The organism is Dictyobacter formicarum (genome assembly GCF_016587435.1).
Genome location: NZ_BNJJ01000004.1, coordinates 204925 through 217290, shown reverse-complemented (window position 1 = coordinate 217290; position 12366 = coordinate 204925). Strand labels below are relative to the sequence as shown.

Here is a 12366-nt window from a genome sequence, read left to right as displayed (position 1 = left end):
CATGGCCGTACAAGAAAATCTCTATTCAGAAGATTTAGAAGTTATCAGACCAGCCACGGCACAGCGCGATGAATCCAACCTCAAGGCTAAGCCAAGAACACAGATGCTGGCGCACATCGCTTTGATTGTGCTGAGCATTCTCTTCATCATCCCGTTTTTCTGGATGGTGACCGGATCATTAAAGATCAACGCGCAACTGAGCGCCTTCCCGATTGTCTGGTTTCCTGATCCAGTGACGCTGGAACACTATATCTATGGACTACAGGCGGTTCCTTTCGGATCTTATGTGCTCAATACATTAGTCATCTGTCTGTTCGCCGTTATCGGAGCAGTCTTCTCCTGCTCATTTGTGGCCTATGGACTATCAAGGATCGACTGGCCATTGCGCACACCGCTGTTTATCACCATCCTGGCTACCACCATGATTCCTTTTTACGTCACGATGGTACCCCTCTTCACGTTGTTCAAAGCCTGGGGATGGGTTAATACCTACCTACCATTGATCATCCCCACCTATTGCGGCATACCCATCTACATCTTCCTGCTGCGGCAGTTCTTCATGACGATTCCCAAAGAATTGTCCGAAGCGGCGCGCATCGATGGAGCTAACGAGCTGGCCATCTACTGGCAGCTGATCCTGCCACTATCCAAACCAGCCCTCGCCACAGTTGCGCTCTTCCAATTCCTGGGATCGTGGAGCGATTTCCTGGGACCCCTGATCTATCTCAGCGACTCTCAGCGCTACACTGTCTCCCTGGGCCTCTCTTTCTTCCAGGGACAGTACAGTACTGAGTTCGGCGCCTTAATGGCGGCCAGTACCGTCATGTTAATTCCTGTGATTGTGCTATTCTTTTTTGCCCAGAAAACCTTTATTCAGGGCATCACATTGACAGGTGTTAAGGGCTAGTCAGAACATAACAACCGGGTGAACAAAAAGGCCAGCGTGAAGTAAATTCAGCACTGGCCTTTTTGACTGGCCTTTTTGCATACTCATGAATAGAGCGTGTTGGGAAAGCATACTTTTGTGCCTTCGGCCCCTGACGCTACGCGCCTTCGGCGCTCAAAAGGTTTTTTATGTGTTAATGCAAAAAATGCGCACTGCGCATTTTTTGCATTAACACATAAAAAAGAGATTGGGGCGTCCGCGCCTTACAGGTATAGGTTTTTTGGATTCGCGCCAGGCAAGCAGGGATGCAAGGGGCGGTCAGCCCCTTGACTGGGGGGGTGGGGGCTGTGCCCCCATAGGTGCGAACGTAAGCAGTACATGAACAATTGAATCAACGAAAGAGACCTCATAAGGATGAGAGATACAGCGTCTGGGCCAGTTGCGTGACCGTCTCTGATTCCTGATGTACGCGGTTTTGTGGATGATACATCAGCACAGGGTGCAACTGTGACAGTGACGCTCGAATCTGCGACCACGTCCAAGTGCCCACGATCATTGTGCGTAGGCTTTGAGCGAGCAGAGCACATATCGCCCAGGTACTCACTGGTCCGGCTGCGTGCTTTGTCGGCTTGCTTGGCAATGCACGACGCACTTGGCTGACTTGCTGTTCCAGTAAGATCCAGCCTACCATCATGGCAGCCAAGACCGCTTGATTGCTTTGGAAGTGTTCACTGCGCAATCGGTGCAAACGCACCAGTTGCTTGATGCGCTTGAAGAGCAGTTCTATCTGCCAGCGCGTGCGATACAGCATCAGCACCTGCTCTGCTGACCAATGATCTGCGGGCAGAGACGTGAGCACCACCAACCAATCAGCGATCTGGATCGTCAATGCCTGGTTGGTGCTCCCATTCTTGCGTGCCTTGGCCTTGCGCTTGCTGTGCGCTCGTTTGGCCGCCTCAGGGCTCAGATGAACCGCCAGCAGGCGCATAGGCTGCTGACGCTTCCGCACCTGGAACACGACGCTGGCTTCTCCCTTGCCGGTTGGCTCCAATTGGCTCAGCCAGCCAGAGAGATCAAATGGCGTCTGGCCGTCGGCCTCAAGCAACGGCATCGTGGACCAATGCAAACGGGTCACGACATCGACCCCTTCATCCAGTTGATCGAGGATCGCTTGGCGACGACAATAGGCACTGTCACCGACAAAGATGTCTCCACGATGTCCATGGAAGTGTTTGAGCCCTTCGCCTACATGGTGATCCGTCAACAGAACCTGGTCTAACCGTTTGCCAAGCAGATCATAACTGCAGTGCAAACGGCGACTTTCTCCCGAGCGTTTCCAGGTGCGGAGATGGGTGGCATCTACCAGACGGATTCGTCCGGTGAAGTCCTTGGGCAGATCCAGTACCTCCTCTGGCTGAGTGGACACCAACAGCGTTTGCACGATCGCAAGCAACCAACTGGAGGATTGACGTGTCCGTTTGGCCCACGAACGGGCTCCATTGGTACTGAGTCCCGTGCTCACTGACCAGGTTCCGACCTCACGGAAAGAACCCAGGCAAAACACATAGGCAAAAATGCCACGCAGCAAATCGGTTGGGCACCGCAATCCATTGGCGCGTGTAAAAGCGTGATGGATGAAGGCTTGCTCATTGACGTCCGGCGGTAAAAGGGCAATGATCTCTTGCCATTGGGCATCATCCATCTGGCCCAGGGATTGCTCTGTCAGACATTTTTGCGTATGATGGGGTCGGCTTGACATGGTTTTTCTCCTTCGTCACGTTTTGGTTTTTGTAACGATACCAGAGAAAGACCGTGTTTGGCCTCTTTTTTTCGTTGTTCAAGTACTATTGTGCTTACGTTCGCACCTATGGGGCTGTGCCCCCAACTCCTCCTCTCCTCGTGCCGCCCGCAGGGCGGCATCAAGGGGCCTCAGGGGCGTAGCCCCTGAAAAACCTATACCTGTAAGGGCGTCAGCGCCCCCAGGCTGGCGAGCCATCGCATCCCGGCAGGGATGAGAATAAAACACGCGCTCTTAATGATTTTTTTGTTTTTGGTGTTATTGTTGAGGGATAACGCAGTTATCGCCTTCGCAGTAGCCGCTATCGGCGTCCGCGCTTTTGACTTTGATCAAGGGGTGGGACTCAGCCCAGGCCTGATCCAGTGCCTGTTTGAAAACCTCGGTTGGTTGTGCGCCTGAAATGCCATACTTCTCGTCAACCGCAAAGAAGGGGACGCCCTCGATGCCAAACATACGTGCGCGCTCAATGTCAGCCTTCACGTCATCAGTATAAGCATTTCCCGCCAGCACTGAACGCGCCTCTTCAGCATCGATGCCAACTTCGGAAGCAAGCTTTACCAGCGTTTCCGTGTCACCGATCGAGGCGCCCTCGGTAAAATATGCCTTTAGCAAACGCTCTTTCGCGGCATCCTGTACATTATGGCTGGCAGCCAGGTGGATCAAGCGATGAGCGTCAAAGGTATTGCTATGGCGGATATCATCCATGTGATAATCAAGGCCCACTTCAGCGGCCAGCGTGCTCACGCGCTCATTCATAGCCGCAGCCTGCTGCACGCTCACACCATATTTCTGCGCCAGCACATCTGTCATTTTCGTATCGGATGTGCGTGGAGCCGACGGATCGAGCTGATAACTGCGCCAGATTACCTCAACCTGATCTTTATGCTTAAACTCGGCCAGAGCTGCTTCAAAACGGCGTTTCCCAATATAACACCAGGGACAGGCCACATCGGACCAGATCTCTACTTTCATGTGTTCCTCCTTTCTGCTTATCACAACAATGAAGGTCCACATTTTATTCTCACCCTGACAGATATGTCACAACCACGCGATGACATATCTGTCCATAAAGGCAACCAATTTATTCTCCAATTTCATCCTGACATAGATGTCACAACCCACGCGATGACATATCTGTCTATGAAGGTCCAAACTTCATTTGCAAACTTCATCCTGACATAGATGTCACAACTATCTGATAAGACTAACAGAGCTTCTCATTATAAACATTTCTACGTACAAATCAGGACGCAAAATACTTATTTCAGGGCTTGTACCATGAGCTGGAGGCAAGTATGATAAAAAGAAATTTTTCTATGATAACACAGATTTATAAAGAATATAAGAAAACCTTTTAGCATTAGATCTGCTGCATTTACCAAACCGGACGTGTGGCAAGGGGTAAAGCGGTCAGAAATGACAGAACTCAATCAAAGAGGTCTGAGGAATCGCCGATAACATCTATGTCATACATGCCAAAGCGACTATCTGGCATGTATGACATAGATGTCAAAAAACGCTCTCTACAGAGCAATAGATTACGATATATTACAATATTGTTACAATCTATTAATGCAAAATATGTAAAAAAATACAAATCGAGCTTGAAATGAAAATTTTTGGCATTAAAAAGACATGAATGACATTTAATATCTTTTTGCCCGCTACTTCGAATTCGAATTAATAATTTAATTTATTAATCTTTAAGAGTATAAGTAACGAATTCGAATTCGAAATGACAACAATGACAAATTAAAAAACGACACCTATGTCAATCAATCAAAAATGACGGATACTTCCAACGACCACTCAGAAAAAAATCAACGTCCCATCACGCCAAAGCAACCTCGAACCTATATAATCGCCGTTATTGTCGCTTTTACATAATAGAATGAGGGTCTATCGGGAGAAGAGCTTTTTGAAGATGAAATTCAGGCTGCCGAGTACAATTACTCCGATTACAAATACTTTTAGCAATGTGCCTTTGAATAGAACTGCAATGAGTAAGGCTAGCAAGATCAGGAGCAATGGATTGCGGTACCAGAGTTGAGCAGCCCGCTTGCTCATAAAATAGATTCCGATCAGTAGGGCCAGATAGAGGGGAAGCAAGAACACGATTGGAACGTGAAATAACACTACTGGACTGATAAAAAGAACTGTCGCCGGGAGGAGGAACCAGGCATTACTATGCCATGGTGCGCTATTTCTTTTGCTGTAAGCAATCCAGCAGGCACCGATGAAGCCAGCTAGTAGTGCCACGGCGGAAACAAGCAATCTAAGTGATCCACTCCACAGAGCTGGCAGGCTGAAGGAAGATAGAACGAGCAGACCGGTAATGCTATGCATAAAGTTTTCCTTTGAATCACATGTATAATGCTATACTATACAAGCTCTTCAAGTGAAAATGCAAGCAGCTCGAAGAAATTTTAGCGTTTGGCTGCATCCAGGGCACGAAAATGCTTGATTGCTTCTACAATCGGTAGTGTACCCTGCTCAATTTCTTGTTCTTGAACTTCAAACATCAATGCGGTACTCTGTCCGGCTGCGCTCAGATGTATCCTGCATTCGAAGATTGCCGTATCCCAGTCTTGTTTGCGGGGTTGCTCGATTAACTGTGGAACAGTCGTGCTGGCCAGCGTAAATAGAGTATTGCACATGTCGGGCTCGATTTTCTGGAGCGTGGTGTGGCGCGCTAGCTGCTGGCGTCGATCCTCCCGCTCTAGCCTGGCATAACCGTCGCCGGAGAGGGCATATTTTTCATCCACCCATTTTTCAGGACTGCCACCGCGAAAGAGCTGAATACCCAATTCGATAGTGTTGTCCAGTTGGCCTGCCTCAACACGTTGTCGGAAGTGTGTTATCACATATGTCCGCCTGTGCTGGGCTGCATTTGCCCCGGCCTCAAAAGCGGCATGCGCCTCTTCAAACCGAGCCAGATCACGCAACACATTATTTTGCATATAATAAGGATCTGGCTCATCTGGATCTAATTGAATAGCCTGCTCAAAAGCCGCCAGGGCCTCGGTTTCTTGATACATTTCTGCCAGACAGAGTCCTTTATAATAATAAGCCCTGGCATTGTGTGGATCATGTAGAATGGCTTGTTCGGCGGCCTCCAGCGCCTCTGCATGAAGCTTTAATTGCCAGAGAGCGTGGCTCTTGTCTTTCCATGTAGTGGCATTGTCTGGCTTTAACTGTAGTGCCAGCTCAAATGCTTCAAGCGCGCCAACCGGATTGTCGAAACGCTGAGCCAGCAGTTCTCCTTTGAGCTGATAGAGTTGTGCGTTGTCCGGTTCTAGTTGTAGTGCTTGCTCACAGGCCGCCAGCGCCTCTTCATAATGCTTTTGTTGGATCAGGGTAGATAGAAATTTGAAGTTCTCTGGTAGGGCTGACTGGTCGTTTGAATAATTTTCACCTGTCATCGTAGCTGATCTCCTGAAATGCAAGGCAGAGACGTCTTCAAAGACACTAGATAGATCATAACATCCATCTGCAAAGTCATCAATATCTATTTACCTGCTATAATAGCTTGATAAGTAAATGCAGGTAAACAGGTGAAAAAAGCAAGGGGGCTAAACAGCCCTCTTATACTTCTGGCTGTCCTGCATGTGGCTCATCGATCACCTGTTGCGGATTGTGAATCACGCGATAAAAATGCACCGGAGGTTTGCGCCGAATAAAACGTGTGATCTGATCACTTTTTTGAATGGTCACGGTCGTGCCATCCCGCACCTCGCAGTTCCATTGTCCATCGGCTGAGAAGATTCCGTTCTGGTCATTGGTAGAGATTTGAAACTGAATGGTGGCTTGCAGTGGAACGACCAGTGCGCGATTAGACGCCAGGTGAGGCGCAATCGGATTCAGGATGCACGCTTCGACCCTGGGATGCATAATCGGGCCTCCGACAGAGAGATTGTAGGCTGTGGAGCCGGTCGCTGTTGAGAAGATGATGCCATCACCATAGAATGTGTCGAGAAATTGACCATCGATCCAGGTCTTTACATAGACACCACGGGGCCAGGTGCCGCGCGCGATCATCATATCATTCAGCGCGATAAACTCCTGTTGTCGCTCGCCTTGCTTTACCGTGGCATGGAGCATGGTTCGCTCGTCTAGCCAGATAGATTTGTCGCCATTGAGATAATACGGTAGCTCTTGTCCCAGTTCTTGCGGCTCCAACTCGGTCAGATAGCCGACGCGACCAAAATTGATACCCAGTATTGGTGTGCTCTGTGATGCACAGAGATGGGCGGCCTGCAAGATTGAACCATCGCCACCCAGGACTATTAGCATCTGGCAATGTTGTAGGTCTGGATCAGTGCATTCAAGCCCTTCCTGGTTGAGATTGATGATCACGGTTTCATAGTCATGCTGTTGCAATAGCGTAGTTAACTCAGGCACAAACTGCAGCGTCTCGGACTGAGATTCTTCGTAAAGCAGGGCAATTTTCTTCATCATATTTTCCTTTACATTCTCAAGATCTTACATACATGTAAGTATAATCCGTTCGGCCAGGGTTTCCCAAGGACGCGCTTCTAATACCGGCAGGTGCAGTCTGGTCGCGTCTGCCGTCAACCACTGGCTGTATAGCCACTTGGCCCTGGCTTCAGTTTGAAGCTCCTGTGGAGAAAATTGTGCCGTGCCCCGCGCACGTGCCTCGATATTGGCCCGTAGCCTGTCCGCGTCGGTTTCTTGCAGAAAAACCATTTGCAGTTGTCCGTGTGCCACATAGGGTTGCAACAGTGGACGCTCTACCAGTTCGGGGAGGATATTATCGCCCTCTATAATCAGCGGCGCATCGGTATCGATATGGTTAGCAACCACAATTTCAAGCGCGGGCAGCAGGGTCCGGCTACTGGCGATCAAGCCATCGCGCAACGTTTCCGCCGCCTGACGCCAGACGTGGGTGGTCTCGGCGAAGAAATATAGATCGCGTGTCGCCTGCGGGTCTGGCAGCACGACCTGGCTGTGCTGGAACGCCAGGCGCAGATCATCGACCTGCAGCCAGGGGAGTCCCAGGCGTAGCCCTGCCTGACGGGCCGCCATGGTTTTGCCTGAACCCGAGGCTCCCCCGATCAACAACACCTTCCACTTCATTGTCTTTTTCAAATGAGGGATAAGCCGCCGAAGAGGCGGGCATGTTCAACTTTGATACATCTATTCTCTACATAGAGGAGTCCGGCTGCCAGGGCGCGCCGTTTCGTCTCGTCATTGGCGATGCCCAGCTGGAGCCAGAGCGCCCTGGCACCTACGCTGGCCGCTTCATCAGCAAAAGGAGGGGTCTGTTCAGGGCGGCGAAATACATTGACGATCTCGATCTGCTCGCCCGCGGCTGCCGCATCCGCCAGCGTAGCATAGACGCGCTGGCCCAGAATCTGCTGACCTGCGTAGAGGGGATTAATCGGGATAATGTTATAGCCCGCTTCTTGCATATACGCTGACACCTCCCGGCTGGGGCGGCGCGGCTTCGCCGACAGGCCAACCACAGCAATATGGTGATAATCACCCAGAATCTTTATAAGCACATCCGGCATCACATCATAAGCCTCGTCAAACATAATCCCTCCTCGCAAAAATCCCAAAGACATCCCTATCGTAGGTGCGACCCTTGCGTCACTTGCTGCCTCTCGTATTCTCCACCATCCCTAAAGCTTACGCGACAGAATCACACCCGTATTAAGGCCGATTGTATGCAAGCCACCAAAGAAGCGCGCATGTTCCATCTTGATGCAGCGATCCTGAATAAAGACCAGTCCAGCCTCACGGGCCGTTTGGCCAGTCTCTTCATTGCGCACACCAAGCTGAAGCCAGAGTACTTTGGCGCCAATCTCAACGGCCTCAGCGACAAAAGGAGGTGTATCTTCGGCTTTGCGGAATATATCGACGATCTCGATCTGTTCACCGGCCGCTTTGGCCTCGTTTAATGAGGCATACACACGTTTGCCCAGAATGGTTTTGCCCGCATAGCGTGGATTGATGGGGATAATGTCGTAACCTTCGGCCTGCAGATAGATGCCTACAAAATGGCTTGGCCGATATGGATCGGCAGAGAGCCCCACAATCGCGACATGCCGATACTGCTTTAAAAGCTTTAAGCGCTCGTACATGTCGGGCGTAAGCGAATAAGTTGTGCTATCAGCCATTAATCTGCTCCTTTCTCTGCCCATTATGCGTTTGCTTGCGTACTGGCTGTTGCCTTACGCAGCGCTTGATCCAGATCCCAGAGGATGTCTTCGATGTTTTCCAGGCCGATCGAAAGGCGAATCAGGTCTGGCGTCACACCGCCAGCGATCAAATCTTCTTCCGATAGTTGCTGGTGCGTGGTGCTGGCCGGATGAATGATCAGGCTGCGCGCATCGCCAACGTTGGCCAGGTGGGCAAAGAGCCGGACATTATTGATGACGGCTTTGCCTGCTTCATAGCCACCTTTGACGCCAAAGGTGAAGATCGCGCCACCGCCACGGGGCAGGTAGCGTTTGGCCAGTTCATGTGAGCGGTCCTCGGGCAAACCTGAATAGCGTACCCAGTTGACGGCTGGATGCTCCTGCAAGAATTTAGCCACCTGCAATGCATTCTGGCAGTGGCGATCCATGCGCAGCGAGAGCGTCTCTAATCCCTGGAGGAAGAGAAATGAGTTGAATGGACTCAGGCTGGGACCCGTGTCGCGTACCGTTTCTACACGTGCCTTCATCACAAAGCAGAAATCGCCAAAGGTCTCGTAAAAACGTACTCCATGATAGCCGGGTGATGGATCGACGATATGGGCGAATTTCCCATTGTCCCAGGGGAATTTGCCGTTTTCGATCAAGACGCCGCCGATAGATGTGCCATGACCACCAATGAATTTAGTGGCCGAATGCACCACGATATCTGCACCATGCTCAAAGGGACGACAGAGGTAGGGGGTGGCAAAGGTATTGTCAATGACGAGTGGCACTCCCGCTTCATGAGCGATATCTGCAACGGCCCGTATATCCAGCACGTCACCACCAGGATTGCCGATGGTCTCTCCATAGAAAGCTCGCGTCTTCGGCGTGAGTGCACGCCGAAAATTTTCTGGATCGGTGCTATCGACAAAAATAGTATTGATACCCCACGTGCGCAGCGTCAGATCAAACTGCGTATGGGTACCGCCATAAAGATTGCTGGCCGCTACAAGTTCATCGCCTGGCCGTAGGAGCGTCATCATCACAGCCATTTGGGCCGCCATTCCGGATGCTGTGGCTACAGCGCCCGTGCCACCTTCGAGGGCGGCAATCCGTTCCTCAAACGCAGCGGTGGTGGGATTCATGATGCGCGTATAGATGTTGCCAAAACGCTGCAGCGCAAAGAGGTGGGCTGCATGGTCGGTATCATCAAAGATATACGACGTTGTCTGGTAGATAGGCACTGCCTGGGCCCCGGTCGTTGGATCAGGTCGTTGTCCCGCATGCAGGGCCAGCGTATCAAAACCAAAGACGTGATCACCATCGATTTCTGGCATTGTTCTATGTTCTCCTGCCGAATATATAGATATTTGCTCTACATAGCATATGAATTTTAGCGGACAAATAGCAAGTCTACACCGGATCGCAAACGACTATTTGATTGGACTATCCCGGCGCATTCTGTACTATATCATACAACCAGTTCGGGCGCGGATGTGCACGTCCGCCAGCGAGCAACACACGTCCCACGGAGGACAACTTATATCTCGGGCCAACAATAAAGCGTTATATTGCAGACAAACAATAAAAAGTAGGGGAAAAGGTGAAGTAAATATCACCTTTTCCCCTACTTAGTACCAGTGGAGAATTAGAAGTCGCGTTTGCCACCCTGAGCTTTGTTCTGATCAAATGAACCAGAATTGAGAGCCTTGCTGACCTCGCTGACAGAGTTGTACTGCTGCTGAGCATTGAGCTGACGTAGAGCATTACAAACCTGCTCATCAGCGCCCTGCTGTCGAGCAAAAGCAATGATTTCCTCGCGCTTGGCCGGGAAATGCATATTTTTCAAATGCTTCTCAATATTGAGTGATTCTGCTGTAGCCATGTGATTTCTCCTTAAAACGTTCGAAAAGATACGAACTTAACTTGCGAAATACTCCAAATTTGTAATGCAACAAATTTGGATAACTTCTGTTATTAGACTACCCCCACATAGAAGACACGCATGTTCATCCGTAAATATTTTTAAGTGATACCAGAAAGAAGTTATCAGGCATAATGCCAGAAACGTCATGCGTCACCGTCCCATAACGCAAAAAGGGGAAGGATCCCACAAAAGACACGTTCTTTTGTGGGATCCTTCCCCTTGCAGGGTTGTTGGGATTAGGAGAATGTTGGCAGGTATTCGCGCTGGGCTTCCCAGAGCTCGTCGAAAAGGGCGCTGATCTCGGCTGGCGAGCAGACAGCAGCCGTCAGGGGATCAATCATCAATGCGTAACGGGCCGCTTCTTTGTCATGGGTGAATAAGGCTTCAGTCACCAGCGAATGTACGCTCATGTGGGCTTTATTCAGGGCAGCCAGTTGCTCGGGCAGCTTGCCAAAGTGGGTTGGCTGGATACCATTGCGATCAACCAGACAGGCAACCTCGACACAACCATCAGGCAGGTTATCAATCAAGCCTTCGTTGCGCACATTACCGTAGATAACCTTGGTGCGATTCTGGGTTACCGCCTCGATAATGTCTGAACCATACTCGTGGCTACGCTTGAAGGGCAACTCTTTGGTGCCGTCTAGCAGATCTTTGATGTATTGTTCGTTATTGGCGCGCCAGGTTGGCCAGTTATTGGCATAGAAGCCTGTCTCACCAAGATAGCCAGGGCGACAATATTTTTCGATCAGCTCAGGGCGCTTGCGGAAGTAGGGCACATATTCTGAAAAGTGGCCGCTACTCTCGGTCACAAAGGCACCCAGGTGCAGCATGATTTCCAGGCGCACAGGATCTTTTTCGTAGACCTCGGGATCCTTCATGCGTTCGCGCAGGCGGGGATACATGTCTTCGCCATTATGACGCAAAACGGTAAACCAGGCATTGTGGTTGATGCCCGCGCAACGCCATTCCAGCTCTTCATATGGCACACCCAGGTAGCCAGCCAGTTGCTTAGAAGTACCCTGCACGCTATGGCACAGGCCAACGGTCTTCATGGCAGTGCCAGTCAAGGCGGCATAGGTCAGGATAGACATTGGATTGGTATAGTTCAACACCAGGGCGTCCGGACACAACTCCTCGGCATCATGCAGGATTTCCAACCATGCAGGACCTGTACGCAAAGCCTTGAAGATACCACCTGGTCCAATGGTGTCGCCAATACACTGATCAACACCGTACTTCATGGGAATATCAAAGTCGTGGCGCACATTGGCCATGCCAGCAACTTCAATCGTGTTGATGAGGAAGTTGGTGCCGGGCAGCACCTCACGCCGCTTCGTCGAAGACTCAACCTTCCAATTGCGACCACTATGCGCGACCAGCTTCTCCGCAATCTGGTGGGCCAATTCCAGACGTGCAGCATCGATATCCACCAGGGCGAATGTACCTTCCTGCAAGCCGTCGATATGCAAAATATCGGTCATCAGCTGGCGTGCAAAGACCGTACTACCCGCACCCATAAAAGTAATTTTCGTCATTGTTGAAAACTCCTTGCTCCCCTGGAGCTAGTTCATTCCATTGAACGTATTAAATTTTGCTACCCAACCAT

Annotated in this window: 12 protein-coding genes; 1 reads left to right on the top strand and 11 read right to left on the bottom strand. The window is 50.5% G+C overall.

The features are described 5' to 3' along the window. Position 1 precedes the first annotated feature (1 nt). Entirely contained in the window at positions 2 to 907 is a 906-nt protein-coding gene (locus JMI88_RS08460; protein WP_201361375.1) for a carbohydrate ABC transporter permease, read from the top strand. Positions 908 to 1292: 385 nt separating this feature from the next. On the opposite strand, the gene JMI88_RS08455 is transcribed toward JMI88_RS08460, so the two are convergent. The 11 genes from JMI88_RS08455 to melA all read right to left on the bottom strand — a co-directional run bounded on the left by JMI88_RS08455 (position 1293) and on the right by melA (position 12295). Then, positions 1293 to 2645: a transposase gene (locus tag JMI88_RS08455; protein WP_201361374.1), complete on the bottom strand. Its 1353-nt coding sequence runs from the start codon at positions 2643 to 2645 to the stop codon at positions 1293 to 1295. Between the two features lie 297 nt (positions 2646 to 2942). After that, positions 2943 to 3656, bottom strand: coding sequence for a DsbA family oxidoreductase (locus tag JMI88_RS08450; protein ID WP_201361373.1), 714 nt, complete (start codon positions 3654 to 3656; stop codon positions 2943 to 2945). A gap of 927 nt (positions 3657 to 4583) precedes the next feature. Continuing rightward, positions 4584 to 5030, bottom strand: coding sequence for a hypothetical protein (locus tag JMI88_RS08445; protein WP_201361372.1), 447 nt, complete (start codon positions 5028 to 5030; stop codon positions 4584 to 4586). Between the two features lie 80 nt (positions 5031 to 5110). Continuing rightward, positions 5111 to 6106: a tetratricopeptide repeat protein gene (locus JMI88_RS08440; RefSeq protein ID WP_201361371.1), complete on the bottom strand. Its 996-nt coding sequence runs from the start codon at positions 6104 to 6106 to the stop codon at positions 5111 to 5113. Between the two features lie 163 nt (positions 6107 to 6269). Next, complete coding sequence (locus JMI88_RS08435; protein ID WP_201361370.1) at positions 6270 to 7142, bottom strand: NAD(+)/NADH kinase; 873 nt, start codon at positions 7140 to 7142, stop codon at positions 6270 to 6272. A gap of 24 nt (positions 7143 to 7166) precedes the next feature. Next, positions 7167 to 7781, bottom strand: coding sequence for a hypothetical protein (locus JMI88_RS08430; protein ID WP_201361369.1), 615 nt, complete (start codon positions 7779 to 7781; stop codon positions 7167 to 7169). 8 nt (positions 7782 to 7789) lie between these two features. Continuing rightward, a complete protein-coding gene (locus tag JMI88_RS08425; RefSeq protein ID WP_201361368.1) occupies positions 7790 to 8242 on the bottom strand; it encodes a CoA-binding protein in 453 nt (150 codons plus the stop codon). Positions 8243 to 8329: 87 nt separating this feature from the next. Further along, complete coding sequence (locus JMI88_RS08420) at positions 8330 to 8827, bottom strand: CoA-binding protein (protein WP_201361367.1); 498 nt, start codon at positions 8825 to 8827, stop codon at positions 8330 to 8332. A 23-nt stretch (positions 8828 to 8850) separates the two neighbouring features. Next, positions 8851 to 10167 carry an O-acetylhomoserine aminocarboxypropyltransferase/cysteine synthase family protein gene (locus JMI88_RS08415; RefSeq protein WP_201361366.1) on the bottom strand — a complete coding sequence of 439 codons (1317 nt, stop codon included), beginning with the start codon at positions 10165 to 10167 and terminating at the stop codon, positions 8851 to 8853. A gap of 311 nt (positions 10168 to 10478) precedes the next feature. Further along, on the bottom strand, positions 10479 to 10715 hold the full coding sequence (locus tag JMI88_RS08410; protein ID WP_201361365.1) for a DUF2795 domain-containing protein: 237 nt from the start codon (positions 10713 to 10715) through the stop codon (positions 10479 to 10481). 278 nt (positions 10716 to 10993) lie between these two features. Next, positions 10994 to 12295 (bottom strand): alpha-galactosidase, encoded by a 1302-nt coding sequence (melA, locus tag JMI88_RS08405; protein WP_201361364.1) that lies wholly within the window; start codon positions 12293 to 12295, stop codon positions 10994 to 10996. Positions 12296 to 12366: the final 71 nt, after the last annotated feature.

What these genes read in the sequence shown, in the direction of transcription:
- JMI88_RS08410 (WP_201361365.1), bottom strand. Translation starts at nt 10,715, where the DNA reads ATGGCTACAGCAGAATCACTCAATATTGAGAAGCATTTGAAAAATATG.
- melA (WP_201361364.1), bottom strand. Translation starts at nt 12,295, where the DNA reads ATGACGAAAATTACTTTTATGGGTGCGGGTAGTACGGTCTTTGCACGC.
- JMI88_RS08460 (WP_201361375.1), top strand. Translation starts at nt 2, where the DNA reads ATGGCCGTACAAGAAAATCTCTATTCAGAAGATTTAGAAGTTATCAGA.
- JMI88_RS08420 (WP_201361367.1), bottom strand. Translation starts at nt 8,827, where the DNA reads ATGGCTGATAGCACAACTTATTCGCTTACGCCCGACATGTACGAGCGC.
- JMI88_RS08415 (WP_201361366.1), bottom strand. Translation starts at nt 10,167, where the DNA reads ATGCCAGAAATCGATGGTGATCACGTCTTTGGTTTTGATACGCTGGCC.
- JMI88_RS08440 (WP_201361371.1), bottom strand. Translation starts at nt 6,106, where the DNA reads ATGACAGGTGAAAATTATTCAAACGACCAGTCAGCCCTACCAGAGAAC.
- JMI88_RS08425 (WP_201361368.1), bottom strand. Translation starts at nt 8,242, where the DNA reads ATGTTTGACGAGGCTTATGATGTGATGCCGGATGTGCTTATAAAGATT.
- JMI88_RS08430 (WP_201361369.1), bottom strand. Translation starts at nt 7,781, where the DNA reads ATGAAGTGGAAGGTGTTGTTGATCGGGGGAGCCTCGGGTTCAGGCAAA.
- JMI88_RS08450 (WP_201361373.1), bottom strand. Translation starts at nt 3,656, where the DNA reads ATGAAAGTAGAGATCTGGTCCGATGTGGCCTGTCCCTGGTGTTATATT.
- JMI88_RS08445 (WP_201361372.1), bottom strand. Translation starts at nt 5,030, where the DNA reads ATGCATAGCATTACCGGTCTGCTCGTTCTATCTTCCTTCAGCCTGCCA.
- JMI88_RS08435 (WP_201361370.1), bottom strand. Translation starts at nt 7,142, where the DNA reads ATGATGAAGAAAATTGCCCTGCTTTACGAAGAATCTCAGTCCGAGACG.
- JMI88_RS08455 (WP_201361374.1), bottom strand. Translation starts at nt 2,645, where the DNA reads ATGTCAAGCCGACCCCATCATACGCAAAAATGTCTGACAGAGCAATCC.